The sequence below is a fragment of the Flavimaricola marinus genome (assembly GCF_900184895.1).
Taxonomy (GTDB): Bacteria; Pseudomonadota; Alphaproteobacteria; order Rhodobacterales; family Rhodobacteraceae; genus Flavimaricola; species Flavimaricola marinus.
The window spans coordinates 685,168-709,701 of record NZ_FXZK01000001.1; the positions used below are offsets into that span (position 1 = coordinate 685,168).

The following is a 24,534-nucleotide window of genomic DNA, read 5'->3' on the forward strand; positions in this document are numbered from 1 at the left end:
CAGCACCACAAACGCCGCCGCAACGACACCGACGCCATACCGACGCCGCACCGACGTGTTACCGCAGGGCGTTTTCGGCGCTCGGGCCATCCGTTAAATCGCTGAAATTTCGGGCACAGCGGCGTGACGGCGGTCAGCGGGCCGCCTCTTCGCGCTCCAGATCGGCCCAGATCTCGCGGACCCAGCCCATGATCACCTGCGCCTCCTCCCAGCGGTTCGACATCTCTCTGCCGTCCGGTCCTGTCATCGCATATTCGGGCGGACCAAGCTCGCAGACAAATATGCAATCGCCCTTCGGGTTGCGGCTGCGCCAGCCCTCCAGCCCCTCGCGCCACCAGCCCTTGAACAGCTCGACCCATTTTTGATTCTGCGGAAAATCCAGTTGCAACTGGATTTGCTGACGGCTGGCGACCCTGCCCTGAAAACTGTCCGATTGGGCAAGGATACGGGACATCAGCCCCAGATCATGCTCCGACAACGGGAACCAGAATTCCCGGTCCACGACATAGTGCGACAGGTCCGCGCAAATGCGCATTTCGGGGATGCGGTCGATCAGTTGCAGGGTCACATAGAGATCGTTGGTGATGCAGTTGCGGTGGGTCTCGAACTGGATCGGAACACCGATCTTCTGGCTCATCCCCATCCACGTCTCGATTACCGGAACCATGTCGTCGATGGCCAGCGGCATCACCTGTCCGATCACGTCGACAAACGGCGCGCCAAAGTCGGCGGCCATATGGAGCGTGTCCTCAAGGCTTTGAATTGTCTTGGGAAAGGCGACGATCAGAGGGGTCAGCCCGTTGCGCTCCATATGTGGGCGGACGGCATGGGCCACCGCCACATCCGACGCGCCCAGATCAATCGCCATGCCGTCAAAGCCGGCCCCCGCAACCATCTCGCAGACCTGATCGTGCGGCAGCTTGACGCCGCTCTGGTCGTGCGGCTGCATCGCCCAAAGCGAGGTATAGACCTGTAGCCGCCTCATTCGGCGGGCACGCGCATCGACCGTCCTCCGCTGCGCGGCACGACCCAGACCTCGTTCATCGGATACTGGCTTTCGTCCTTGGCGCGGAGCTTGGCGATGACCTCGATCTGGAACTCGATCCAGCCCATGCGGTGCACCTCTCCGGCCTTGGCCTCCAGCCGGTCGTTTAGATCGGCGAGCTTCCAGAACGGCACCGCCGGGAAGGTATGGTGCGCCGTATGATAGGGCATCTGCCAGCACAGCCAGCGGATCAGCGCATTGGCGCGGGTCGAGCGGGTGTTCTCGAGGATGTCGTCCTCGTGGCTCAGGCCCAGATGCTCGATGGTGTTCTGCAACTGGTGAACCGGCTTGGTCAGGATCATCGGGATCAGCCAGAAGGTCAGCGGCGCCCAACTGCCCAAAATCAAGGCAACCAGCGCGATCAACCCGTAACCCGCCAAATGCAGGCGCGACTCACGTATGATCTTCGCTTCCTCCTCCGGACGGATAAATGGCTCCACAATCACCCCCCGCGCCCGCCGTACAAGGCCGAAAAACCGGTTGCGCCAATAGGTGATTCCGCTCAACCAAAGCAGGTAGGTCGTCAGCGTATAGGGCTCGCGAACAAGCTCACCGTCACGCTCCCAATCCTGCGTCCATTTGTGATGCGCAAAATGCATGACTTGGTCGAAATCACGCGGAAAAATCTGGATGAATCCGATGATCCGGCCGAAAATATCGTTCAGTTTCCGGGTCTTAAACACGGTCGCATGGCTCAGCTCATGCTGTGCGGCATAGAGGAAATTGAGCAGAACCCCCAAGGCAAATCCCGTCACGATCACCCATCCGCTGCCCATCGCCAACGCATGCAGAACCCCGACGACCACGATAGCGCCCATATGACTCGCCATCTGAAGGCCGCCCTTCAGATCCGACCGTTCAGACAAGGCTCTCAGGTCGGTTGCGGACAGGATGTCACGGCGGGAAAAGCTGGCGTCCATATGGCCTCCGTTCGGTTCAGGGATCGGGCGAAAGTCTAGTCGCACGGCCAGAAACTGCAATTGATATCACCGGCCCAGCCTCTTGCGGCGGCACCTCCTTTCCGGCGGGCGCTCTTTTCGGTCGGGCCCTCTTTTCGATCGGTTTCGACTGGCCTAGGCTGAAACTTCAACCAAGAGGTGTAGAGCATGGACACAGTCATCGGGATCATCGGCGGATCGGGGCTCTACGATATTCCGGGGCTCGAGGACGCCACCTGGCAGACCGTGGAAACGCCTTGGGGCGCACCCTCGGACCAGATCCTGACGGGGCGGCTCGGCGGGGTCACGCTGGCGTTTCTGCCCCGGCACGGGCGGGGCCATGTGCATTCACCGACGACGGTTCCCTACCGGGCCAACATCGACGCGCTCAAGCGGCTGGGCGTGACGGATGTGGTCTCGGTCTCGGCTTGCGGTTCGTTCCGAGAGGAGTTGGCCCCCGGCGATTTCGTCATCGTCGATCAGTTCATCGACCGGACCTTTGCCCGCGAGAAATCCTTCTTCGGCACAGGCTGCGTGGCACATGTGAGCGTCGCGCACCCGACCTGCACCCGGCTAGGCGATGCGGCCTTTGCAGCGGCCAAGGCGGCGGGCGTCACCGTCCACCGGGGCGGCACCTATCTGGCCATGGAGGGGCCGCAGTTCTCATCGGTCGCGGAAAGCAGGCTCTATAAATCATGGGGCTGCGACGTGATCGGAATGACCAACATGCCCGAGGCCAAATTGGCCCGCGAGGCCGAGCTTTGCTATGCCTCCGTCGCCATGATCACCGATTACGACAGCTGGCATCCAGACCACGATACCGTCGATATCAGCACGATCATCGCCACTCTGACCGGGAATTCCGACGCCGCGCGGCGGTTGGTGGCCGACCTGCCCGACCGGCTCGGGGCAGAGCGGCACACCTGCCCGCATGGCTGCGACCACGCGCTCGATCACGCGATCATGACGGCCCCCGACAAACGCGATCCCGCCGTCACAGCGCGTCTGGACGCGGTGGCCGGCCGCGTGATGTAGACCTCCCCAGACCGTAATCGAAAGACCGTTTCATGCGTTTCCTGTTGTTGTCCCTTGCCGCCACGGCAGCCCTTTTCACGACATCAAGCCAAGCCGATCCGCTGGATTGCCACGCCATCGAAACCGATGTCGAAAGGCTGAGCTGCTATGACCGGGAAACCGACCGACGCGAAACCACAGAAACCACGCCGGACCAGTCCGATTGGACAGTACGCACAGAGACCTCCGATTTCGACGACAGCACCAGCGTCTTTCTGACCACGCTGTCCGAAGAGAGGATCACCTGCGGCTTTGGAGGCGCGCAACAGCTCACCCTTTACGCGCGGTGCATGGAGAACACGACTTCGCTGATCATCGCGACACATTGCCATGTGGCTTCGGGCTTCCAAGGCTACGGAGACGTGGAATACCGCATCGACGATGCGGCGGTCCAGACGCGCGGCTTTACCGAAAGCACCAACAACCGGTCATTGGGGCTATGGAATGGCGGGCGATCGATCCCGTTCCTCCAATCCATGTTCGACGCCGAAACGCTGCTGGTCAGGTTCACCCCGTTCAACGAAAACCCTGTGGTCGCGCGGTTTCCCATCGCCGGGTTGCGCGAGGCCATCGCCCCTCTGCGCGAGAGCTGCAATTGGTGAAGGCCATCCAACGATCCCTCTGCGCCGCTTTGCTGAGCTTTGGCGTGGCGGGGGCAGCCTTGGCCGAGGATTTCGTGGTAACCGAAGGGCCGCTGAGCGACGAGGCGTTCTATCGGCTGGTGGCTTGCCGGGCCGCACCGGGCAAAGGCTGCAGCGAGCGGATGGTGCGCTGGCCCGCCTCTGCCGCGGCGGAACTGGGGATCGGGCTGGCCTCCATCGACGACAGCTATCCGCCCGATCTCGCGCAAAGGATGGACCAGGCGATAGACCGGGTGATCGACACGCTGAACGGGGCCGGGGCGGGTCTGCGGCTCGTCCGGGCGGTCAGGACCACGCAGGCCGACATCTCGGTCCACCTTGTCGGCGCGGTACAGGGCGGTCTGATCCAAGGCACCGGCAATATCGAAATGGACGGGGTCGAGATCGGCGCCGCCCTCGTCCACATTCGCTGGAACCTTGCCGGAAACATCATCCGAGGCACCATCGCCGTTGCCAGCGACGTCCCGCCCGACGAAGCCTATCCGGTGCTGCTGGAGGAAATCACTCAATCGCTTGGGCTGATGACCGACATCCGCAATCCCTATTACGAAGACATCTCGGTCTTTTCCGAGGACAGCAACGGCGTAATGTCCTTGTCTGCGCAAGACCTGTTCGCGATAAGACGGCATTATCCGCCGCCCTGAAGGGGTCGACAGCCGTCATCCCCTGCCCTCCTGCTTTTGGACACGACATGAAAACCGTCAAAGACTACATCCGCACCATCCCCGATTTCCCGCACAAGGGGATCATGTTCCGCGATGTGACCACGCTGTTCAGCGACCCACGCGGTTTTCGGATCGCGGTGGATCAATTGCTGCACCCCTATACCGGCACCGACATCGACCGTGTCGCGGGGCTGGAGGCGCGGGGCTTCATCCTTGGCGGGGCCATCGCGCACCAGCTTTCACAGGGCTTCGTGCCGATCCGCAAAAAGGGCAAGTTGCCGGGCAGGACGATCGAGCAGAGCTACTCGCTCGAATACGGCGAGGCGACGATGGAGGTGCACGACGATGCCTTTCAGCCGGGCGAGCGGGTGCTGCTGGTTGACGACCTTTTGGCCACCGGCGGCACCGCCGAGGCCGGGATCAAGCTGATCGAACGGCTCGGTGCGCAAGTCGTGGGCTGCGCCTTCGTGATCGATCTGCCGGAACTGGGCGGACGCAAACGGCTCGAGGCGCTCGGGATGGACGTGCACGCCCTCTGCTCCTTCGAAGGCGCCTGAGAGCGGCTCAAACCGGCGGAGCGATCAAAGCGGATCGAGGATCGCGCCCGGATTGAGGATGCCCAGCGGGTCCAGCGCAGTCTTGATCGCGCGCATCATCACCAGCTTGGTCGGGTCGCCATAGCGGGTCATGTCGTTCACCTTCAGTCTGCCGATGCCGTGCTCTGCACTGACCGAGCCGCCAAAGCTGTGCACCAGATCATGCACCGTTTCCTTGACCTTGCCGCGAATGTCCTCGTGGTCGGCACGGCTTTTGCCCTGCACCGGAAACACGTTGTAATGCAGGTTGCCGTCGCCAAGATGGCCAAAGCAGTTGATCCGAAGCTCGCCCAAGGCGGCAATGGCTTTGGCACCCTGCTCGATGAACGCCGGGATCTCGGACAGGGGCACCGAAATATCGTGCGAACTGACAGACCCGATCCTGCGGTTGGCCTCCGGAATGTTCTCGCGGATCGCCCAAAGCGCCGTGCGCTGCGCGCTCGATTGGGCGATGACCCCGTCGTCGGTCAACTCCGCCTCCATCGCGGCCTCGAACAGCGTGCTCAGCGCCTCCACCGGATCGACACCCTGCGACAGGCCAAGATCGATCAGCACCGTCCATTCGGGCGGCGTCGCAAACGGCGGCGTGATCTCGGGGCCGACCTCAGCGAGGAAATCGAAACCCTGGCGATGGATCAGCTCAAAGGCCGAGACTGCCTCGCCCAGTTGCGCCTGCGTCAGGGCTAGCAATTCGAGCGCCGCAACCGGCGAGGCGACGCTGAACATCGCCGTGCCGTGCTGGGCGGGTTGCGGCATCAGGCGCAGGCTGGCCGCCGTGATGATCCCCAGCGTGCCTTCCGAGCCGATCATCAGGTCGCGCAGATCATAGCCGGTGTTGTCCTTGCGCAGGCGGTTCAGCCCGTGCCAGACCGCGCCTTCCGCCGTGACGACCTCCAGCCCCAGACACTGCGCCCGCGCATTGCCATAGCGCAGCACATTGACGCCGCCGGCATTGGTGGCCAGCAGCCCGCCGATCCGCGCCGATCCCTCGGACGCCAGCGACAGCGGAAACAGGCGGCCCTCGGCCTCGGCGGCGGCCTGCACATCGGCAAGGATCACGCCCGCCTCGGCCACCAGCACGTTCTCCGACGGATAGACCGCGCGGATCGCCCGCATCCGCTCCAGCGATAGGATGATCGGTGCGGGGCCGTCCGCCATGATCTGCCCGCCGACGAGGCCGGTGCCACCACCATAGGGCACGATCCCGACACGGGCCTGCGCACAGGCGCGGACGATCTGCGCCACCTCGTCGGTGCTGCCCGGCGTCAAGACGGTGCCCTGCCCCTGATAGCGCCCGCGCGGCTCGGTCAGGTAACCGGTCGGCTCCGCACGAAACACCGCTTCGGGCAGAGACGCTTGCAACGGGGCCAGAAATTCAGGCGTGACGGGGGACAACATGGCGATACTCCTTCGGCGTCAGATCAACCATGCAAGCGACGCGGTGACAAGTCAGTCGGTCAAGATCCGAGGCTCAAGCACCATGACAGTGGGCCGGTCAGGCAGGTCTGCCAATGACAGAATGAGCGATGTGTCCCCGGTGCGCACAATATCGAAACTGTCGGACATCCCGGTCAGGAACGCGTCGAGCGTGCTGCGACCAAACCAATGCATCGGGATCACCACCCGGGCGCGAAGCCGGTCCATCACCCGAATGACGGTCGGATGATCCAGCGTCAGACCGCCATCAACAGGGACCATTACCACGTCCATGCGGCCGAGCAGGGCGTATTGGCGCGGCGTCGGCTCATGATGCAGGTGGCCCAGATGGCCGATGCACAGGCCCGCCACTTCGAACACGAAGATCGAGTTGCCATCGACGCGGACAGCGCCGCTGCTGCGGACATCGGTGGTGACATTGCGCACCAGCATCTCGCCCAGATCGAGGTAATGCTCCGCCGGACCATCGGGACCGGCCCAGCCGCGCAGCGGGTATTCGATCGCGGGGTCAACTACCGGTGTCCAATGGGTGCCGTGGGCATTGTTCATCGTCACGACATCGGGGGTGAAGTCGACATTGCCAAACCAGCCGGTGAAATCGGTCATCGCAGACAGGCCGCCCGGCGTCTGGATCAGAAACATCGCATGATCGACATAGCTGACGCGGACCTGATCGGCAGGCACCGGGTCCCGGAACGACGCGGTCATCACCGTATCCGGGCCTTGGGCAAGGGCGATGCAATGGCTCGGGATGCGCTGCTGGGCCTCGGCCGGTGTCGACGCAGGCAGCGCAAGGGCGATCATCCAGAGCAGGGCAAACCGTTTCATGGCAGGTAAACTAGACCAGCCTGACCCAAAGTCATCTGAAATCTGACGAATGGCTATCCGGCGTCGGTGCGGCCGCGACGATCGCTGCGCAAATTGGCGTAAAGCACATGATTGCGCCAGCGGCCATTGATCTGCAAATAGCTCTGAGCGACGCCCTCGTATTTATAACCGCATTGCTCCAGCAACCGGCGGGACGGGGTATTCTCGGGCAGGCAACCGGCCTCGATCCGGCTGAGGTCCAGCGTCGTAAAGGCATAGTGAACAAGGGCCTCGATGGCCTCTCTCATATAGCCTTGGCGGGCAAAGGGCTGGCCGACCCAATAGCCGGTCGTGCCGGCCTGGGCCGGGCCACGGCGGATATTGTCGAGCGTGATCGCGCCAAGCAGGGCGGTATCGCTGCGGCGGATCAGAAACAGCGGCACCCCTGTGCCCGTCGCAATCGAGCGCTGCGACCAATAGACCCGATTGGTAAAGCTCTTGCGGCTGAGGTGGTCCTCCGCCCAAGTCGGCTCCCAAGGCTTCAGAAAGTCCTGGGAATCGCGGCGCAACGCTGTCCATGCCCGGAAATCACCGTGCTCGGGGGGGCGCAGAACCATCCGCTCTGTTTCAAGCCGAACCTTGCGCTTTGTCCTCAACATTACGCGGCGAGCCTGTCGCGCATCGCCTCCAGCGTCGGGGCGGCCTCGGCGGGGCCATAAAGCGTCAGCGCGGTGCCGGTATCGGCGACCATCTTCTCGGCATAGGTGCGCACGGCGTCGACAGTCACCTCGTCGATCTTCTCGACGGTTTCCTCGATGCTCGGCACCCGGTCCCAGATCGACAGCATCCGGGCCAGTCGCTCGGCGCGATGAGACGGGCTTTCAAGGCCCATCAACATGCCGGCTTTCATCTGGATCCGGGCACGGGCGACCTCGGCTTCCGACATGTCGGAGGCAGCGCGCTTGAGCTCATCGAGGGTCAGATCGGTCAGCTCCGCGATATCCTCGGCGGAGGTGCCCGCATAGATCGTGGTCAAGCCGGTATCCTCATAGGCACCGGCTTGGGCAAAGATCGTATAGCACAGGCCCTTGTTCTCGCGGATCTCCTGAAACAAGCGAGACGACATGCCGCCACCCAAGGCGTTGGCATAGACCTGCGCGGTGTAGATCATCGGATCGCGGTAATCGGGGCCTTCAAGAGCCAGCGCGAAATGGACCTGCTCGAGGGATTTCAGCTCGCGGCGCTCGCCGCCCTGAAACCGGGCGGGCTGGATCAGGCTCGGGGTCTTCGAGGCGGGCATATGGCCAAACATCGCCTCGGCCTCGCGGCAGATCGCATCGTGATCGACAGCACCGGCAGCGCAGAGGATCATCTGACCGGGGCCATAGTGCTCGGCCACGAAACCCGACAGATCGGCCTTGGAAAAGGACGACACCCGCTCGGCCGGGCCAAGGATCGTGCGGCCCAGGGCCTGTTCCGGATAGGCCACCTCTTGCAGCCAGTCGAAGACGATATCGTCGGGGGTATCGAGGCTCTGACCGATCTCTTGCAGGATCACCCCACGCTCGACCTCGATCTCGGCGGGGTCGAACACCGGGTTCAACAGAATATCGCCGATAACGTCCAGCGCCAGCGAGACATCATCCTCGAGGACGCGGGCGTAATAGGCGGTCATCTCACGACTGGTATAGGCGTTGATATAGCCACCAACATCCTCGATCGATTCCGCGATCTGCAGGGCGGTGCGGCGCTTGGTGCCCTTGAATGCCATGTGTTCGAGGAAATGGGCGATGCCGTTCTGCTCGATCCGCTCGTGGCGACCGCCGGCCATCACCCAGATGCCGATGCTCGTGGATTTCAGGCCGGGCATGGCCTCGGTGGCGATGCGAAACCCGTTGGACAGAGTGTGTAGCTTGACGCTCAATGCGTGATCCGTTCTCGAATGAGGGCTTGCAGGGCGGACAGGTCGTTCGGCACGCGTGTCACCCGCTCTGACCGGTCATACAGATCCGCCATGCGGGATGGAAGGGGGGGACGCTCGCCGGTCGCGGCTTCGACCGCGTCGGGGAACTTGGCCGGATGGGCCGTGGCCAGCGTGATCATCGGCACCTCGCCCAGGAACGGCTGCGCCACATGCACCGCCACCGCGGAATGCGGGCAGAGCAGTTCCGTGCTGGCATTGCGCTCGGCGCGAATGGTCTGGCTCGTCTGCTCTTCCGAGGCACGGCCCGAGGCAAAGTGATCCTTTAGAAACTCCCAAGCCCCCTGCCCCACGGCAAAGCCGCCGTTGTCCTTCAACTCGGCCATTTGCGCGGCAACGACAGCGCCGTCGCGGCCGTAGGCATCAAACAGGACGCGCTCGAAATTCGACGACACCTGAATGTCCATCGACGGGCTGATCGACGGGGTCACGCCCTCCTTGCGCTGCTCTCCGGTTTCCAGCGTGCGGTGCAAAATGTCGTTCTGGTTGGTCGCCACGATCAACTGCTCGATCGGCAGCCCCATCTGCTTGGCGATATAGCCCGCAAAGATATCGCCGAAATTCCCGGTGGGAACCGTAAAGCTCACCTTACGGTGCGGCGCACCCAGGCTGACGGCCGAGGTGAAATAATAAACGACCTGAGCCAGAACCCGTGCCCAGTTGATCGAATTGACCCCCGCAAGGCGGACCTCGTCGCGGAAGGTCAGATCGTTGAACATGTCCTTCACGGCCGCCTGACAATCGTCGAAGTCGCCGTCCAGGGCGAGGGCATGGACGTTGTCCTCCACCGGCGTCGTCATCTGGCGGCGCTGCACCTCGCTGACGCGGCCATGGGGATAGAGGATAAACACATCCACATTGCCGAGGCCGCGAAACGCCTCGATCGCGGCCGAACCGGTATCGCCGGATGTGGCGCCGACAATGGTGATGCGCTTGCCGGATCGGGCCAACGATGCCTGAAACATCTGGCCGATCAGCTGCATGGCAAAGTCCTTGAACGCCAAGGTCGGGCCGTGGAACAGCTCCAGCAGGAAGTGGTTCGGCGCAAGCTGAACCAACGGGGCGCGGGCCACATGGCCAAAGCCTGCATAGGCCTCGCGGATCAGGCTGCGAAAGGTGGCGTCGTCGAAGGTCTCGCCCAGATAGGGGCGCATCACGGTAAAGGCGACCTCCTCATAGCTGGCGCCAGCCATGGCGGCGATCTGCGCCGCTGTCAGGGTCGGCACCTCCGCCGGGACATACAGGCCACCATCGCGGGCCAAGCCGGTGAGCATGGCCTCTTCGAATGTCAGTTCCGGAGCTTGGCCACGGGTAGAGATATAGCGCATCAGACACGTTCCTTTCGGCGCAGCGTGCGATAGACCAGATACCCGCTCATCGCGGCCCAGACCAGAGCCAGAAGAAACCAAGTGATGGCATAATTCAGGTGATCGTTCGGAATTGCAGAGGTATCGATGGGCAACGGGGTCACGGCACTCGGATCCGCGACCTCGCGGGCCACGACCAGAATCGGCTCGGTGCCCAACGCGGTGGCCATCGCGGGCAGATCGCGGGCAAACCAGATGCCGCGCGCCACGTCCGGCTCCGGCGTCCAGTTGTCGACCTCGTCCGGCCACAGCAGGTTGCCCACAACCTCGATCGGACCGACGGGGCGCTCGGCGGTTTCGTCTTCCAGCGGGATATAGCCCCGATCCACCAACAAACGGCGGCCGTCGTCCGTGAGCACCGGCGAGATGACACGGTATCCCGCGCCCTCATCCTTGACCGACACAAGAACCCGGATCTCGCCATCGAGCAGGTCGCCCGTGACAGAAACCGGCAGATACTCGTCCTCCGCCTCGGTCGGATCACTGGGCACAGCCACCGGAGGCGCGGTGATCCGAGCCTCGATTTGGGCAAGCACCGCCTCCTTCCACGCAAGGCGCTGCACCTGCCAGACGCCAAGGCTGATTAGGATGGCGACACCGCCCAGTCCCAGAAGTATCGGAAATATCAACCGGCGCATTTAGGCCTCGCTTGAAAGAGAAACGCGCGGGATACCCCGCGCGTCTTGGTCTTCTTTGGGTCCAAAATATCCTCGCCGAAGGCAAAGATCTCTTTCGGATAAACGGTCGGGCCCGGCCCCACCTGCAAGATCATCGCGCGTCGAAGGATGGGCCGGAGCCCATCATCCGAGCTCGATCAGCCGCCCCAGATATAGACGGCGAAGAACAGGAACAGCCAGACAACGTCCACGAAGTGCCAGTACCAGGCGGCAGCCTCGAAGCCGACGTGCTTCTCAGGCGTAAAGTGGCCGCGGTAGACGCGCATCAGGCAGACGAACAGGAAGATCGTCCCGATCAGCACGTGAAAGCCGTGAAAGCCGGTCGCCATGAAGAAGTTCGCGCCATAGATGTTACCGGAGAAGCCAAAGGCCGCATGGCTGTACTCATAGATCTGGAAGGCCGTGAACAACGCACCCAGTGCGATGGCGAGGATCAGACCCTTCTTCATGTCTTCGCGGTTGTTTTCATGCACGAGGGCATGGTGCGCCCAAGTCGCGGCACAGCCCGAGCAGAGCAGGATCAGGGTGTTGATCAGCGGCAGGTGCCACGGATCGAACGTCTCGATCCCCGCGGGCGGCCAGACACCGTCGACAGCCGGGCTCATCGGGCCCATCGGATACATCGCATGCTTGAAGAACGACCAGAACCACGCGGCAAAGAACATGACTTCGGACATGATGAACATGATGAAGCCATAGCGCAGACCGATGCGGACCACCGGAGTGTGATCGCCGGCCGAGCTCTCGGCCACGACCTCGGACCACCATGCGAACATGGTGTAGAGCACCGCCGCCAGACCCACGAGGAACAGGTACGGACCGCTGCCATGCATCCACAGCACCGCACCGAACAGCATCGCAAACGCGCCACCGCTTCCGACAAGGGGCCAGATCGAGGGGTTTAGAATATGATAGTCGTGGTTCTTTTCATGCGCCATTTCGGTCGTTCCCTTGGGGCTTGGTCCAGCGAAACCGCCGGTTCTTCGTCGTTAGTTTGTCTCGGTCTCGGGCGCCGCGTCAACGGTCAGAGCCGCTTGCTTCACCGCGTCTTCCGGCAGGTCGATTTCATAAAACGTATAGCTCAGCGTGATCGTGTGCACATACTGGCCTTCGCGGTCGTCCACGATGGCCGGGTCCACGAAGAAACTCACCGGCATCTGCACCGTTTCGCCCGGTTGAAGGACCTGCTCGGTAAAGCAGAAGCAGGCGATCTTGTCGAAAAATCCGCCGGCAGCATAGGGCGTCACGTTGTAGGAGGCCTGACCGGCCACAGGACGGTCGGTCGGGTTGTGCGCTTCGTAAAAGGCCAGCCCGGTTTCCCCGATGCGCAATGTCATCTCGCGCTGAACCGGAGTGAACGTCCACGGCATCCCGCGCTCGATCGAAGCATCGAAGCGGACGGTAATGGTCTCGTCGAGGATCACGTCGCTGCCGGCATCGGCCACATTCGTGGCCCCGCCAAAGCCCGTAACCCGGCAGAACCAGTCGTAGAAAGGGACCGACGCCCACGCGAGCGAGCCCATGAGGACCACGACGCCCACGGCTTGGGCGGCGGTCCTCTGCGGTCCCTGCAATGAGCCGAACAGTCTCATTCCGATGCTCCCCCGTTGGCCTCGGCCTCGGTCGCCGCGGCCTCCAGCGCCGGACGGGCCACGTGGTCGAACCGCTCGAATTCCTGAATGTCACCCAGATTGAGCACCTTGACCACGGTCAGGCCAAAGACGATGGCGACCAGCCCGACCAGAACAAGGCCGACCCCGGTATTGCGACCACGGCGGCGGCCATGCAGTTCGTGTTCAACGCGAATAGCCATCAGAAAAAGCTCCAGCCGGCGGCGCGCAGCGCAGCCTCGACCAATAGGGCACCGAAGTGCAGAAACAGGTAGCTTAGCGAAATCCGGAACAGCCACTTTTCGGTGGCATAGTTGTCCGCCTCGGCCTGCGCGTCGTCACGACGCCAGACCTGCCAAGCGCCCCAAAGGAAACGGGCATTCAGAGCAACCGACAGCGCCAGATAGACCGGTCCGCCAATCGAGGTGAAGCCAATACCCACGGCAACGGGCACCAGCAGCAGGGTATAGGCCAGAATGTGATGGCGAGTGACCCGGCGACCATGGGTCTCGGTCAGCATCGGCACGCCCGCGTCACCGTAGTCGGTGCGCACGAACAGGGCCAGCGCCCAGAAATGCGGCGGCGTCCACATGAAGATCAGCGCAAACATCAGCGCGGATTCGAGGCTGACCCCACCCGTCGCCACGGCCCATCCGATCATCGGAGGGAAGGCACCGGCGGCCCCGCCAATGACGATGTTCTGCGGCGTGGCCCGCTTGAGCCACATCGAATAGACGACCGCATAGAAAAAGATGGTGAAGGCCAGCAGGCCAGCGGCCAGCGCATTCGTGGCCAGCCAGAGCAGCACGATGGAAAAGCCCGACAGAGCTAGGCCAACGCCCAGCGCTTCACCCGGCTCGACCTTGCCCGCAGGGATCGGGCGCTTGGCGGTGCGCTTCATCACCTTGTCGATATCGGCGTCCCACCACATGTTCAGCGCGCCGGAGGCGCCGGCGCCCACCGCGATGCACAGAATGGCGACAAAGCCGATGAACGGATGCACGGGGAGCGGAGCCACGATCAGGCCGACGAGGGCGGTGAACACCACAAGAGACATCACCCGCGGCTTGAGCAGGGCGAAGTAATCGCCGAACTGCGCCTCGCCCGTCCGGGCGTCAGGGGCAACGTCTGTCATGCTTGTGGCGTCTGTCATCAAAAGCCTGCCGTTTCTGCATCAAAAGCCCCGACCGGGGCAAAACCGCGGGCGGCATCGGCCGCCCGCAGGACACCTCCGCTTAGCTTGCGGGGAACTCTTCCTGAGCGCCGGCCAGCCACTCGTCGTAGACCTCTTGGCTCACGACCTTGACGGTGATCGGCATGTAGGCATGGGCCTGACCGCACAGCTCGGAACACTGGCCGAAGTAGACGCCTTCCTGCTCTGCGGAGAACCACAGCTGGGCCAGACGGCCGGGGACCGCGTCCTGCTTTACGCCAAAGGCCGGGATGGTCCAGGAATGGATCACGTCCGCACCGGTCACGTCCATCACGATGGTCGCGCCAACAGGCACCACGACCGCGGTATCCGTGGCCAGCAGGTAGAGGCTGTCGTCATAGCCATACTCGGCCAGCTCGTCGCGAGCGAGCATGTAGCTCTCGAACGAGACGCCGTCGTCGACGTATTCGTAGCCCCAGTACCACTGGTAACCGGTCACCTTGATGGTGATGTCGGCCTCCGGGATTTCCTGCTGCTTGAAAAGGATCGGCAGCGAGAACGCACCGATGAAGACAAGGATCACGACCGGCAGGATCGTCCATGCGACTTCCAGCGGCGAGTTGTGGGTGAACGACGCGGGGGTGGGGTTCGACTTGGCGTTGAACCGCATGATCACCCAAGCCAAAAGGCCGGTCACAAACAGAGTGATGATCGTGATGATCACCAAGAGCATGCCGTCCAGCCAGTGAATGTCACGGGCCAGTTCGGTTGCCGCAGGCTGCCAGCCCATCACGCCATCGGTCGGCTGACCGATGATTGGCAAATCCTCGATGGCTGTCTGTGCAGAGGCGGCGGCCCCGGCAAACGCAGTCAAAAGGCTTGTTCCCAACAGTTTGAAGGTTCGGGTCATATGCATCGTGTTCCCTTGTCTTTGGACCGTCATCGGCCGGTCCTGGGCTTGTCTCGGGCCATTTGGACCCCACTTCAGGGGAATCCGGTTGTCTGGGGCGTCTCATCCCATATCCTGACGCTCATAACAAGAAGCGCAGTTGCGGCAAACAGACGCTTTTCACACCGCGTACCGCCGACCTGCAAAGAGGACGTTAAGAATGACACAAGATCCATTCCGCCCATTTGAAACAAACCTCGACCCCGATCAAGCACTCTCGTTGCTTCGCGAGGCGACGGCCGGGGCCGATGATGGCGAACTGTTCCTCGAGCGGCGGCGGTCGGAGGTCACCTCGTTTGACGATGGGCGCTTGCGGGCGGCCAGCTATGACGCCTCCGAAGGGTTCGGACTGCGGGCCGTGCGCGGCGAAACCGCTGGCTATGCCCACTCCACCACCATCGACGAACACGCCCTGCGCCGGGCGGTCGAGACGGCCCGGTTGGCCGTGGGCGCCGGTGGCGGCACCCTGGCGGATGGTCCGGTCGGCACCAACCAGCGGCTCTACTCCGACGAAGACCCGGTCGAAGGCACCGCATTCAACGTCAAGGTCGACACCCTCATGGAGATCGACGATTTCGCCCGCGGCCTTGATCCGCGCGTCGTGCAGGTCTCGGCCACGCTGTCCGCGAGCTACCAGGAGGTGGTGATTCTCAGACCCGAAGGCACGCTCGTCTCCGATGTACGGCCAATGTCGCGGCTCAACGTCAGCGTCATCGTCGAGGAAAACGGCAAACGCGAAGGCGGCGGCGCGGGCGCTGGCGGTCGGCACGGGCTGATCGGGCTGATCTCGCGCGATCATTGGGAAGGCGCGGTCCGCGAGGCGCTGCGAATCGCCTGCGTCAATCTGGAAGCCGAGCCGGCGCCTGCCGGCGTCATGGACGTCGTGCTCGGCCCCGGCTGGCCCGGCATCCTGCTGCACGAGGCGGTCGGGCACGGGCTCGAAGGCGATTTCAACCGCAAGGGCTCCAGCGCCTTTGCTGGTCTGATGGGCCAGCAGGTCGCGGCCAAAGGGGTCACCGTGCTCGACGACGGGACGATCCCTGATCGGCGCGGCAGCATCACCGTCGACGACGAAGGCACCCCCTCCGGCAAGAACGTATTGATCGAAGACGGGATCTTGGTCGGCTACATGCAAGACCGGCAGAATGCCCGTCTCATGGGCGTGGCCCCGACCGGCAACGGCCGACGCGAAAGCTATGCCCATATCCCGATGCCGCGAATGACCAACACATATATGTTGTCCGGCGATGCCGATCCGGCCGCGATGGTAGCTGATCTGCAGGACGGGATCTATGCCGTCGGCTTTGGCGGCGGGCAGGTCGACATCACGTCGGGTAAGTTCGTGTTTTCCTGCACCGAGGCCTACCGGGTGCGTGGCGGCAAGGTCGGGGCACCGGTCAAAGGCGCCACGCTGATCGGGGACGGCGCAACGGCGCTCAAGCAGATCCGCGGGATCGGCAACGACATGGCACTCGATCCGGGGATCGGCAACTGCGGCAAGGCCGGGCAATGGGTGCCGGTCGGCGTCGGACAACCCTCGCTGATGATCGGCGGGCTGACAGTGGGTGGAGCCGCCGCTTGACGACTTGGCCCGCGATAAGGACGAGTGTGAGCCGCGCCCGCGAGGTCGGGCTCGCGCCGCACTGGATGGGTATTCTCGGCGTCCTGCTCGTCGTGCCTATCGTCGGCTGGCTCTTTCTTGCAGCCTTTGGAAGCATCCTGACATGGCTCTTCCCAGACTCGGAGGTCAGCGCGGCCATCATGGGCGCGGCCGCACTTGCGGGATTGTCGCCATTTCTCTCATGGATGGGCCTGCTCATCGGCGTCCCGCTGGCGATTCTGGCGGGGTATTCGGGATTCGGCGGATGGGTGGTGACGCTGGCCGGAGGGGCGCTCTGTGGCTATGCGGTGGGCGCCGTCATCGGCGGCGCAGCGATGCCCGGCCCGCCGCCGATCTTTGCCGTCTTGGGGAGCGTGTTCGGCGGCTTTTACTGGCTGTCCGCCCGGCTATTTTGTCCCGAAGCCTTCGGCGGTACGCCGTGGATGTCGAGAGGCAAGAAGAACAAAGCGTGATTGCCGTTTACGACCCATTAACCCCAAATGCCTAAACCTGATTCTGCAACAGGACGAGGTTCAGGATGGCCGGGGAAACAAATTCTTCCACTCACCCCCCACTCCCACCCACCGCGGAAGATCACCGGTTTGACTGGCTTCGCCTGTTGCGCTCTCGCAGGGTCGGCGTCTCCACCTTCTGGCGCTTGCTCAACGAGCATGGCAGCGCAAAGGCCGCTCTTGCGGCCCTGCCCGATGTGGCCAGCGCCGCCGGCATCTCCAATTACACGCCCTGCCCCGAGGGGGTGATCCACGCCGAACTCAAGGCCGCTCGGGCCGCTGGGGCGCGGATGATCTGCAAAGGCAGTGCCGACTATCCCGAACACCTGGGCGAGATCCCCGATGCTCCGCCGATCCTCTGGGCGATCGGTGACACGTCGCTGCTGGCGCGGCCGCTCGTCGCGATGGTCGGGGCGCGGAATGCGTCCTCGCTCGGCACCCGGATGGCCCGGCGGATGGCCGAGGATTTGGGACAAGCGGGGTTTGTCGTCGTCTCCGGTCTGGCGCGGGGCGTCGATACAGCCGCGCATCTGGCGGCGCTGCCTCATGGAACAATCGCGGTGATGGGCGGCGGGGTGGACGTGATCTATCCCGCCGAAAACGCCGAACTGGCGGATCATATCCGGGCCAGGGGGCTGCTTCTGTCGGAACAGCCGATGGGGCTGCAACCACAGTCGCGGCATTTCCCGGCCCGCAACCGGATCATCTCGGGGCTGTGCCAAGGGGTCGTCGTGATCGAGGCGGCGGCCAAGTCCGGCAGCCTGATCACCGCCCGCAACGCGCTCGATCAGGGGCGCGACGTGCTCGCCGTGCCGGGGCATCCGTTCGACGCGCGGGCCGCAGGGTGCAACATGCTGCTGCGGGATGGCGCCACGCTCGTGCGCTCTGTCGAAGACGTGATCGAGGCACTCGGCGCCCCCCAGACCGCCGCCCTGCCCCGGATCGAAGAACTGCCCCTGCCGGAACCAAAGCGCCCGGCGCGCAGCCTGCGCGACACCGCAGCGCTTCATCGCAAAATCCTCGACAGGCTTGGGCCGTCGCCCGTGGCCGAGGATCAGCTCGTCCGCGATCTGAAGGCGTCAAGTCAGGACGTGACACCTGCGCTCGTGGATCTCGAACTCGACGGCCAGATCAAGCGGGACCCCGGCGGGCTTCTCTCGCGGTCGCATTGACACCGCCCGGACTTTGCGCAATTTCCAGCCCTAAAGGGCTGTCGCGGATCGGCGCGTATTCCCCCCGAACGGCGCATTGACATTCGCCAAACCGACCGCACATGTTGCGCGGCCTATAGCGCCACGAGTTTATCGTAGAGGTTCCCATGCCAGTCGTCGTTGTCGAATCGCCAGCCAAGGCCAAGACAATCAATCAATATCTTGGGCCTGACTACACCGTTCTGGCATCCTATGGTCACGTCAGGGACCTGCCGCCCAAAGACGGCTCGGTCGACACCGACGCCGATTTCGAGATGCTGTGGGAGATCGCGAGCGACAGCAAAAAGCACGTCAAGGCGATTGCCGACGCGCTCAAGAACGATCCCAACCTGATCCTCGCGACCGACCCCGACCGCGAGGGCGAGGCGATTTCGTGGCACCTGCAAGAGGCGCTCGCCGCCCGCAAGGCCATCAAGAAGGACACACCGGTCAGCCGCGTGGTGTTCAACGCGATCACCAAGACCGCCGTGACCGAGGCGATGAAGAACCCGCGTCAGGTCGATGCGCCGCTGGTCGAAGCGTACCTCGCCCGCCGTGCGCTCGACTACCTCGTCGGGTTCAACTTGTCGCCGGTGCTGTGGCGCAAACTGCCCGGGTCCAAATCCGCGGGCCGGGTGCAATCGGTCTGCCTGCGGCTCATCGTCGAGCGCGAGATGGAGATCGAAGCCTTCCGCCCGCAGGAATACTGGACGGTGTCCGCCCTGCTCAAGACACCGCGCGGCCAGACCTACGAGGCGCGGCTGACCACGCTCGCCGGCAAGCGGCTCGACAAGTTCGATCTCAAGGACAGCACCGCCGCCGAAATGGCCGTGCAGGCCATCACCTCGCGTGATCTGACCGTGCAATCGGTGGAGGCAAAGCCTGCCTCCCGCAACCCCAGCCCACCCTTTATGACCTCGACCCTGCAGCAAGAGGCCAGCCGCAAATTCGGCATGGGGGCGCGGCAAACGATGAGCGCGGCGCAAAGGCTCTACGAGGCCGGGTTGATCACCTACATGCGGACCGACGGCATCGACATGGCGCCCGAGGCTGTCGCCGGCGCGCGCGACGCGATCAAGGCCAAGTTCGGCGACAAATACCTGCCCAAAGAGTCGCGGATCTACAAGAACAAGGCCAAGAACGCCCAAGAGGCGCACGAATGTATCCGCCCGACGGATATGATGGTCGACACCAAGGCCGCGCGGATCAGCGACGCCGACCAGCAAAAGCTCTACGACCTGATCTACAAACGCACCATCGCCAGCCAGATGTCGGGCGCCCAGTTCGAGCGGACCACGGTCGAAGTCGCCAGCGGCGATGGCCAGGTCGGGCTGCGCGCCTCCGGCCAAGTGCTTCTGTTTGACGGCTTTCTCGCGGTCTATGAGGAAGGCAAGGACGACAGCGTCGTTGACGACGATGACAAGCGCCTACCCCAGATCAGCCAGGGCGAGCCCGCCGCCAAGGACAAGATCACCCCCGATCAGCATTTCACCCAGCCGCCGCCGCGCTACACCGAGGCGACGCTGGTGAAACGGATGGAAGAACTCGGCATCGGTCGTCCTTCTACCTACGCCAGCATCGTCACCACGATTCAGGACAGGGACTACGTCACCAAGGACAAGAACCGGCTGATTCCGCAGGACAAAGGCCGCCTCGTGACGGCCTTCCTGTCGAATTACTTCCACAAATACGTGGAATACGACTTCACCGCCGATCTCGAGGATCAGCTCGACAAGGTCTCTGCCGGTGACGCCGATTACAAGGATGTGCTGCGCCGGTTCTGGCGGGATTTCTCCGCTGCGATTGCCGAGACCTCGGAACTGCGGATCACCGACGTTCTGGAAAAGATCAACGAAGTCCTCGAACCGCACCTGTTCCCTGCCAAAGAAGACGGCAGCGACCCGCGGCTTTGCCCGAACTGCGGCGAGGGCAGGTTGTCGATGCGCACCGCCCGCTCCGGCGGCGCCTTCATCGGGTGCTCCAACTACCCCGAATGCCGCTTCACCCGGCCCTTCGGCCCGCCCTCCGAAGAGGGCGACGCCCCGGCGATCCCGCCGGAAGGCAAACTCTTGGGCGAAGACGGGGGCGACGAGATCTGGCTGCACGACGGCCGTTTCGGCCCCTACGTTCAGCGCGGTGTGGTCACCGAAGAGGTCAAGAAACCGCCGCGGCAGTCCGTGCCGCGCGACTGGCCCTTGGAAAGCGTGGACATCGAGCAGGCGCTTAAACTGCTCAACCTGCCGCGCGAGGTGGGCCCCCACCCCGAAGACGGCGAGATGATCACCGCCACAATCGGGCGCTATGGCCCCTACATCAAGCACAACAAGACCTCCGCGACGCTGCCGTCGATCGACGATGTATTCACCGTCGGCATGAACATGGCCGTCGAGATTCTGGCGACGAAACTCGCCAGCCGTGGCGGCGGGCGCGGCGCGGCGGCGCAACCGATCAAGGAGTTGGGCGATCACCCCTCGGGCGGCGCGATGAACGTGATGCCCGGCCGCTATGGGCCCTATGTCAAATGGGAAAAGGTCAACGCGACGATCCCCAAGGACACGGCTCCCGAAGACGTGACCCCGGAAATGGCCATCGCGCTCGTCGACGAAAAAGCCGCCAAGTCCGGCAAGGGCAAGGCCAAGAAGGCGCCCGCCAAGAAGACCGCGTCCAAAAAGCCGGCGGCCAAGAAGCCGGCAGCGAAGAAACCCGCCGCCAAAAAGCCTGCGGCCAAGAAAACCCCGGCAAAGTCGCCGGCAGCCAGCAAAGATGAGTGATCTGTCCGTCCAGCGCGAGGTCACCCCGTCCAAGGGGCGCTACGTCATTCGCTCCGCCGAAGGCGAAAGCGAATTGACCTACTCCGCCGTCTCGTCGAGCCTCGTGATCGCCGATCACACGGAGGTGGCGCCGGGTCTGGAGAGCCAGGGCATTGGGCGCAAGCTGCTCGACGCGCTCTTGGCCGACGCACGGGCGGAGGGTTTCAAGATCGTGCCGTTGTGCCCTTACGTGAACGCCCAGCGGCGCAAGCACCCGGAATGGGCAGACCTGTTTCAGGTCTGACCTAGAGGTTGCTCACCGCGAACACACAGCCGTCCGAGATCAGCACTGGCGGCGTCTGACACAGGCCCCGCGCCACGGTCCACGCGGCCAAAACCTTTGGCACATAGGCGCGGGTTTCGGCATAGGGCGGCACGCCGGCGTTGTCGCGCACAGAGCCTTCTCCCGCGTTATAACCGGCCAGAGCGAGCACCGGATCGCCGTCGAAATGGCCCAGCAGCCAATCCAGATAGGCCACCCCGCCCTGAATGTTCTGCGCCGGGACGAACCTGTCCTGCACGCCGAATCGCTCAGCCGTTGCCGGCATCAGCTGCATCAGGCCACCGGCACCGGCAGAGCTGACGGCCTCGCTGCGCCCGGCGCTTTCCACGGAAATGACGGCGAGGACCAAAGCTGGCGACACTTTGGTGCCAATCGTCGCCAATAGAATGTCAGAGCCATGCGCGCGGGCGATGTCCTGCATCGACTGCATCCGGGGCACGGGCGCGGCCGATCCTTGCGGCGCGTTGGCCAGAACCTGAACGGCCTGCTGCAATCTGCCCGGCCCGCTGTCGGCCAGTTGCGGTGAAATCGACGCCCAAAACCATTCGAATCCGCTGACCGGCGGCACGATCGGGCCCGCGGCACTCGCCGTGATCGGGGCCGCACCCGCGCTCGGCGGCGCAGACGGGCGGTGGGGGGCGCCCAAGGCGCTTGGCGCCGAGGGGTCGATCTGCACCGTGATGCGATTGCCCGAACCGGGCGTCGGCACAGTCACTCGGCGGAAATTGAAATCGGGTTGCAAGCGCTCCAGGGTCTGGGCCAGCGCCGGCATCGGCGCCATCGGCACATAACTCAGGACCGCCGCCGCAAAGGCGCCTGCCATCAATCGGGTCGTCCGCATTTGTCTGCCTCGGGTTTTATTGTTGCACCCGTTATCGCTCAAAACGGTTAATCCGACCATATGTCTGCAAATTTTCCACGCCAAATGCGTAGGATTTGCCACGTTTAGCGCGCCAGCAGCGGCCGCATCCGGCAAAAATCAGAGGTTTTCCGATAATAATCAGGCCATTAATCGAAAGTTAAAAAAAACCTGTCCGCTTCGAAATTGCCTGAGAGGCGCCCCAATCACGCCCAAGTTCGCTGGCTATATCTCCTCATCCAAATCGGGGATCGGGCCAATAAGAGGCCGGCTCGAGATGATCCGATGGATGAGTGAAACCTGAAAGAACACCCTGAGGAGGGAAACCAATGCTGAACTTCATCAAAAACTTCCGTGCAGACGAAGATGGCGCAGTCACCGTTGACTGGGTCGTGCTGACCGCCGCAATCGTGGGCCTCGGCATCGCCGTTCTGACATCCGTCTCCACCGGTGCAGAACTGATGGCCGACAACATCGAAGCCGAGCTCGGCACCGCTGTTCCGACCATCTCGTTCTAATCTGAACGTGTAACGACAGTCTGGCTGCCGCTGCGGCGGCCAGACATCCCCCTTTTTCAGTCCGCTGCCGCTTTCGGCCCCCCGGACGTCACAAATTCACAAGGATTGACCCTATGTTGAACTTCATCAAAAACTTCCGCGCTGACGAAGACGGCGCAGTGACCGTTGACTGGGTTGTGCTGACAGCCGCTATCGTGGGCCTCGGCATTGCCGTTCTGACGTCGGTTTCCACCGGTGCAGAACTGATGGCCGACAACATCGAAGCCGAGCTCGGCACCGCTGTTCCGACCATCTCGTTCTAATCCGAACAAGATCATCTAAGAAGGGGCTGACCGTCACACGACGGCCAGCCCTTTTCCACATCTACACGTCCAGCTGCGCGAACGGCCCGGTCCTCGTCGAACCACCGAGGTCCGCCGAGGTTGTCCTGGCCGCCACACTGTCCAATTTTATCGATCCCCGACGGGGCGACCATCAAAACGGACAGATGCTGTCGAAAAACCGCCCCATTTGACCAGCATGGTCATCTCGAATGAAACGCTGCCCGCGAACCCCAAGGGAGCCCAAGGTATGTTAAACAAACTTCAGCGCTTCCGTGCAGAGGAAGACGGCGCCGTCACAGTAGATTGGGTCGTCCTGACCGCTGGTCTGCTCATTCTCGGGATCCTCGTCGTGGGATCCATCCAATCAGGCGCAACGGAAACATCCGGCGCTTTGGGAACGCAACTAGGTGCAGCACAAGTGCCATCCGTAACCTTCTGATGTGACACCGTTAACTGAGAAAGAAGAAGAAAATGCGAGCAGTATTTGGACTTGTTCTTGTGATCGGATTGGGGCTGGCTGGTTTTGCCGTCTACATGGTTCAAGGATACTTTGAAGAACAGCAGGTCGCGCTCCAGCGCGAACGCGCCAATGCCGCAGCACAGGTGCCGACGGTCGAAGTGATCGCCGTCAACCGCACCGTGAACTATGGTGAGCCGCTCACGACCGACGATCTCGTCGTGATCCGCTACGCTGAACCCTATTTGCCAGAAGGCGTGTTCACCACGGCCGAGGGCCTGTTCCCGCAAGGGACGGACGTGCCGCGGATCGTGCTGCGCCAGATGCAGGAAAACGAACCGGTGCTCGCGTCCAAAGTGACCGAGCCGGGCGAACAGGCCAGCATCACCACCCGGCTCGGGCCAGGGATGCGCGCCTTCACGATCTCTGTCGACGTGGCCTCCGGCGTGTCCGGCTTCCTGCGCCCCGGTGACCGGGTCGATGTCTACTGGACCGGCGCCGTCCGTGACGGCCGCAACGCAGGTGGCGATGTCACGCAGCTGATCGAAACCGCCCTGCCGCTCGTCGCCGTCGACCAGACATCCGACACCGCCCGCTCCGGAACACAGGTCGCCCGCACGGTAACCGTGCAGGTCACGCCACAGCAGGTCGCCAATCTGGCGCAGGCCCAGGCGACCGGCAAACTGGCCCTGTCTCTCGTGGGCATGACCGACGATACCGTCGCAGAGGCGATCGAAGTCGACCAGCGCAGCCTGCTTGGCATCGTCGAAGAAGAGCAGGTCGTCGTGGCCGAACCCGAACGCGAGCAGGTCTGCACGATCCGCACCCGCCGCGGCGCCGACGTGGTCGAGATCCCGATCCCCTGCACCAATTGATCGCACTATCAATTGAACTTGCATGAAATTCCGCGAACGGGCGCTCATTCATCGAGCGCCCGTTTTCCGTTGCGGCAACCCGACTGTTGCGAGTTATCCACATTCGCTGACCCCGCCAACACATTGATTCTTGCAATAAAGGGGAACTGCGGTCAGGGTGATGGCAA

The 24,534-nt window shown here is 63.2% G+C and carries 27 protein-coding genes; 13 read left to right on the forward strand and 14 right to left on the reverse strand.

Features of this window, described 5'->3' with window-relative positions:
* Positions 1-133: 133 nt before the first annotated feature.
* Both LOM8899_RS03385 and LOM8899_RS03390 read right to left on the reverse strand, forming a co-directional pair.
* Positions 134-985, reverse strand: a complete 852-nt coding sequence (locus LOM8899_RS03385) for a sugar phosphate isomerase/epimerase family protein (RefSeq protein ID WP_093990723.1) — start codon at positions 983-985, stop codon at positions 134-136.
* Complete coding sequence (locus LOM8899_RS03390; RefSeq protein WP_093990724.1) at positions 982-1,965, reverse strand: fatty acid desaturase; 984 nt, start codon at positions 1,963-1,965, stop codon at positions 982-984. The genes LOM8899_RS03385 and LOM8899_RS03390 overlap by 4 nt, the downstream gene beginning before the upstream one ends.
* A 186-nt stretch (positions 1,966-2,151) precedes the next feature.
* On the opposite strand from LOM8899_RS03390, the gene LOM8899_RS03395 reads away from it, so the two are divergent.
* The 4 genes from LOM8899_RS03395 to LOM8899_RS03410 are packed head-to-tail and all read left to right on the forward strand — an operon-like array spanning position 2,152 to position 4,920.
* A complete protein-coding gene (locus LOM8899_RS03395; protein ID WP_093990725.1) occupies positions 2,152-3,018 on the forward strand; it encodes an S-methyl-5'-thioadenosine phosphorylase in 867 nt (288 codons plus the stop codon).
* A gap of 32 nt (positions 3,019-3,050) precedes the next feature.
* Positions 3,051-3,659, forward strand: coding sequence for a type VI secretion system-associated protein TagO (locus LOM8899_RS03400; protein ID WP_093990726.1), 609 nt, complete (start codon positions 3,051-3,053; stop codon positions 3,657-3,659).
* Positions 3,656-4,342, forward strand: a complete 687-nt coding sequence (locus LOM8899_RS03405; RefSeq protein ID WP_168770459.1) for a DUF2927 domain-containing protein — start codon at positions 3,656-3,658, stop codon at positions 4,340-4,342. Before LOM8899_RS03400 ends, LOM8899_RS03405 begins: the two co-directional genes overlap by 4 nt.
* A 47-nt stretch (positions 4,343-4,389) precedes the next feature.
* Positions 4,390-4,920 carry an adenine phosphoribosyltransferase gene (locus LOM8899_RS03410; protein WP_093990728.1) on the forward strand — a complete coding sequence of 177 codons (531 nt, stop codon included), beginning with the start codon at positions 4,390-4,392 and terminating at the stop codon, positions 4,918-4,920.
* A gap of 24 nt (positions 4,921-4,944) precedes the next feature.
* On the opposite strand, the gene LOM8899_RS03415 is transcribed toward LOM8899_RS03410, so the two are convergent.
* The 11 genes from LOM8899_RS03415 to coxB form a co-directional block, all read right to left on the reverse strand.
* Entirely contained in the window at positions 4,945-6,357 is a 1,413-nt protein-coding gene (locus LOM8899_RS03415) for an FAD-binding oxidoreductase (RefSeq protein WP_093990729.1), read from the reverse strand.
* Between the two features lie 51 nt (positions 6,358-6,408).
* Positions 6,409-7,224 carry an MBL fold metallo-hydrolase gene (locus LOM8899_RS03420; RefSeq protein ID WP_093990730.1) on the reverse strand — a complete coding sequence of 272 codons (816 nt, stop codon included), beginning with the start codon at positions 7,222-7,224 and terminating at the stop codon, positions 6,409-6,411.
* A 53-nt stretch (positions 7,225-7,277) separates the two neighbouring features.
* Positions 7,278-7,862, reverse strand: a complete 585-nt coding sequence (locus LOM8899_RS03425) for a GNAT family N-acetyltransferase (RefSeq protein WP_093990731.1) — start codon at positions 7,860-7,862, stop codon at positions 7,278-7,280.
* Positions 7,862-9,127 carry a M16 family metallopeptidase gene (locus tag LOM8899_RS03430; RefSeq protein ID WP_093990732.1) on the reverse strand — a complete coding sequence of 422 codons (1,266 nt, stop codon included), beginning with the start codon at positions 9,125-9,127 and terminating at the stop codon, positions 7,862-7,864. Before LOM8899_RS03430 ends, LOM8899_RS03425 begins: the two co-directional genes overlap by 1 nt.
* Positions 9,124-10,512 carry a threonine synthase gene (gene thrC / locus LOM8899_RS03435; protein WP_093990733.1) on the reverse strand — a complete coding sequence of 463 codons (1,389 nt, stop codon included), beginning with the start codon at positions 10,510-10,512 and terminating at the stop codon, positions 9,124-9,126. Before thrC ends, LOM8899_RS03430 begins: the two co-directional genes overlap by 4 nt.
* Complete coding sequence (locus LOM8899_RS03440; protein ID WP_093990734.1) at positions 10,512-11,189, reverse strand: SURF1 family protein; 678 nt, start codon at positions 11,187-11,189, stop codon at positions 10,512-10,514. Before LOM8899_RS03440 ends, thrC begins: the two co-directional genes overlap by 1 nt.
* Before the next feature lie 176 nt (positions 11,190-11,365).
* Entirely contained in the window at positions 11,366-12,166 is an 801-nt protein-coding gene (locus LOM8899_RS03445) for a cytochrome c oxidase subunit 3 (RefSeq protein WP_093990735.1), read from the reverse strand.
* A gap of 51 nt (positions 12,167-12,217) precedes the next feature.
* Complete coding sequence (locus LOM8899_RS03450) at positions 12,218-12,820, reverse strand: cytochrome c oxidase assembly protein (protein ID WP_093990736.1); 603 nt, start codon at positions 12,818-12,820, stop codon at positions 12,218-12,220.
* Entirely contained in the window at positions 12,817-13,041 is a 225-nt protein-coding gene (locus LOM8899_RS03455) for a cytochrome c oxidase system small membrane protein (protein WP_093990737.1), read from the reverse strand. Before LOM8899_RS03455 ends, LOM8899_RS03450 begins: the two co-directional genes overlap by 4 nt.
* Positions 13,041-13,973 carry a heme o synthase gene (gene cyoE, locus LOM8899_RS03460; RefSeq protein ID WP_370739296.1) on the reverse strand — a complete coding sequence of 311 codons (933 nt, stop codon included), beginning with the start codon at positions 13,971-13,973 and terminating at the stop codon, positions 13,041-13,043. Before cyoE ends, LOM8899_RS03455 begins: the two co-directional genes overlap by 1 nt.
* Positions 13,974-14,073: 100 nt before the next feature.
* Positions 14,074-14,901 (reverse strand): cytochrome c oxidase subunit II, encoded by an 828-nt coding sequence (gene coxB / locus LOM8899_RS03465; protein ID WP_245820418.1) that lies wholly within the window; start codon positions 14,899-14,901, stop codon positions 14,074-14,076.
* Between the two features lie 199 nt (positions 14,902-15,100).
* On the opposite strand from coxB, the gene tldD reads away from it, so the two are divergent.
* The 5 genes from tldD to LOM8899_RS03490 all read left to right on the forward strand — a co-directional run bounded on the left by tldD (position 15,101) and on the right by LOM8899_RS03490 (position 21,296).
* Positions 15,101-16,522, forward strand: a complete 1,422-nt coding sequence (tldD, locus tag LOM8899_RS03470; RefSeq protein ID WP_093990739.1) for a metalloprotease TldD — start codon at positions 15,101-15,103, stop codon at positions 16,520-16,522.
* Between the two features lie 26 nt (positions 16,523-16,548).
* Positions 16,549-17,013: a hypothetical protein gene (locus tag LOM8899_RS03475; RefSeq protein ID WP_093990740.1), complete on the forward strand. Its 465-nt coding sequence runs from the start codon at positions 16,549-16,551 to the stop codon at positions 17,011-17,013.
* 65 nt (positions 17,014-17,078) lie between these two features.
* Positions 17,079-18,224: a DNA-processing protein DprA gene (gene dprA, locus LOM8899_RS03480; protein ID WP_093990741.1), complete on the forward strand. Its 1,146-nt coding sequence runs from the start codon at positions 17,079-17,081 to the stop codon at positions 18,222-18,224.
* Positions 18,225-18,370: 146 nt separating this feature from the next.
* Complete coding sequence (gene topA, locus LOM8899_RS03485; protein WP_093990742.1) at positions 18,371-21,013, forward strand: type I DNA topoisomerase; 2,643 nt, start codon at positions 18,371-18,373, stop codon at positions 21,011-21,013.
* On the forward strand, positions 21,006-21,296 hold the full coding sequence (locus LOM8899_RS03490; RefSeq protein ID WP_093990743.1) for a GNAT family N-acetyltransferase: 291 nt from the start codon (positions 21,006-21,008) through the stop codon (positions 21,294-21,296). Before topA ends, LOM8899_RS03490 begins: the two co-directional genes overlap by 8 nt.
* 1 nt (position 21,297) lies before the next feature.
* Here the strand turns inward: LOM8899_RS03490 and LOM8899_RS03495 are convergent, their stop codons facing one another.
* Positions 21,298-22,116 (reverse strand): lytic transglycosylase domain-containing protein, encoded by an 819-nt coding sequence (locus LOM8899_RS03495; protein ID WP_093991395.1) that lies wholly within the window; start codon positions 22,114-22,116, stop codon positions 21,298-21,300.
* Positions 22,117-22,523: 407 nt separating this feature from the next.
* Between LOM8899_RS03495 and LOM8899_RS03500 the strand changes: the two genes are divergently transcribed.
* From LOM8899_RS03500 to cpaB, 4 genes are all read left to right on the forward strand, one after another.
* Complete coding sequence (locus tag LOM8899_RS03500; protein ID WP_093990744.1) at positions 22,524-22,712, forward strand: Flp family type IVb pilin; 189 nt, start codon at positions 22,524-22,526, stop codon at positions 22,710-22,712.
* A 113-nt stretch (positions 22,713-22,825) separates the two neighbouring features.
* Positions 22,826-23,014, forward strand: coding sequence for a Flp family type IVb pilin (locus LOM8899_RS03505; RefSeq protein WP_093990744.1), 189 nt, complete (start codon positions 22,826-22,828; stop codon positions 23,012-23,014).
* A gap of 268 nt (positions 23,015-23,282) precedes the next feature.
* Positions 23,283-23,474, forward strand: coding sequence for a Flp family type IVb pilin (locus LOM8899_RS03510; protein ID WP_093991396.1), 192 nt, complete (start codon positions 23,283-23,285; stop codon positions 23,472-23,474).
* A 32-nt stretch (positions 23,475-23,506) separates the two neighbouring features.
* On the forward strand, positions 23,507-24,367 hold the full coding sequence (cpaB, locus tag LOM8899_RS03515) for a Flp pilus assembly protein CpaB (protein WP_093990745.1): 861 nt from the start codon (positions 23,507-23,509) through the stop codon (positions 24,365-24,367).
* The last annotated feature ends 167 nt before the right edge of the window (positions 24,368-24,534 follow it).

Bases quoted from the DNA above. Each gene is read 5' to 3' on its own strand.
- LOM8899_RS03385 (WP_093990723.1), bottom strand. From the start codon at position 985: ATGAGGCGGCTACAGGTCTATACCTCGCTTTGGGCGATGCAGCCGCAC.
- LOM8899_RS03390 (WP_093990724.1), bottom strand. From the start codon at position 1,965: ATGGACGCCAGCTTTTCCCGCCGTGACATCCTGTCCGCAACCGACCTG.
- LOM8899_RS03395 (WP_093990725.1), top strand. From the start codon at position 2,152: ATGGACACAGTCATCGGGATCATCGGCGGATCGGGGCTCTACGATATT.
- LOM8899_RS03400 (WP_093990726.1), top strand. From the start codon at position 3,051: ATGCGTTTCCTGTTGTTGTCCCTTGCCGCCACGGCAGCCCTTTTCACG.
- LOM8899_RS03410 (WP_093990728.1), top strand. From the start codon at position 4,390: ATGAAAACCGTCAAAGACTACATCCGCACCATCCCCGATTTCCCGCAC.
- LOM8899_RS03415 (WP_093990729.1), bottom strand. From the start codon at position 6,357: ATGTTGTCCCCCGTCACGCCTGAATTTCTGGCCCCGTTGCAAGCGTCT.
- LOM8899_RS03420 (WP_093990730.1), bottom strand. From the start codon at position 7,224: ATGAAACGGTTTGCCCTGCTCTGGATGATCGCCCTTGCGCTGCCTGCG.
- LOM8899_RS03425 (WP_093990731.1), bottom strand. From the start codon at position 7,862: ATGTTGAGGACAAAGCGCAAGGTTCGGCTTGAAACAGAGCGGATGGTT.
- thrC (WP_093990733.1), bottom strand. From the start codon at position 10,512: ATGCGCTATATCTCTACCCGTGGCCAAGCTCCGGAACTGACATTCGAA.
- LOM8899_RS03440 (WP_093990734.1), bottom strand. From the start codon at position 11,189: ATGCGCCGGTTGATATTTCCGATACTTCTGGGACTGGGCGGTGTCGCC.
- LOM8899_RS03445 (WP_093990735.1), bottom strand. From the start codon at position 12,166: ATGGCGCATGAAAAGAACCACGACTATCATATTCTAAACCCCTCGATC.
- LOM8899_RS03450 (WP_093990736.1), bottom strand. From the start codon at position 12,820: ATGAGACTGTTCGGCTCATTGCAGGGACCGCAGAGGACCGCCGCCCAA.
- LOM8899_RS03455 (WP_093990737.1), bottom strand. From the start codon at position 13,041: ATGGCTATTCGCGTTGAACACGAACTGCATGGCCGCCGCCGTGGTCGC.
- cyoE (WP_370739296.1), bottom strand. From the start codon at position 13,973: ATGACAGACGTTGCCCCTGACGCCCGGACGGGCGAGGCGCAGTTCGGC.
- coxB (WP_245820418.1), bottom strand. From the start codon at position 14,901: ATGACCCGAACCTTCAAACTGTTGGGAACAAGCCTTTTGACTGCGTTT.
- tldD (WP_093990739.1), top strand. From the start codon at position 15,101: ATGACACAAGATCCATTCCGCCCATTTGAAACAAACCTCGACCCCGAT.
- dprA (WP_093990741.1), top strand. From the start codon at position 17,079: ATGGCCGGGGAAACAAATTCTTCCACTCACCCCCCACTCCCACCCACC.
- topA (WP_093990742.1), top strand. From the start codon at position 18,371: ATGCCAGTCGTCGTTGTCGAATCGCCAGCCAAGGCCAAGACAATCAAT.
- LOM8899_RS03490 (WP_093990743.1), top strand. From the start codon at position 21,006: ATGAGTGATCTGTCCGTCCAGCGCGAGGTCACCCCGTCCAAGGGGCGC.
- LOM8899_RS03495 (WP_093991395.1), bottom strand. From the start codon at position 22,116: ATGGCGCCGATGCCGGCGCTGGCCCAGACCCTGGAGCGCTTGCAACCC.
- LOM8899_RS03500 (WP_093990744.1), top strand. From the start codon at position 22,524: ATGCTGAACTTCATCAAAAACTTCCGTGCAGACGAAGATGGCGCAGTC.
- LOM8899_RS03505 (WP_093990744.1), top strand. From the start codon at position 22,826: ATGTTGAACTTCATCAAAAACTTCCGCGCTGACGAAGACGGCGCAGTG.
- LOM8899_RS03510 (WP_093991396.1), top strand. From the start codon at position 23,283: ATGTTAAACAAACTTCAGCGCTTCCGTGCAGAGGAAGACGGCGCCGTC.
- cpaB (WP_093990745.1), top strand. From the start codon at position 23,507: ATGCGAGCAGTATTTGGACTTGTTCTTGTGATCGGATTGGGGCTGGCT.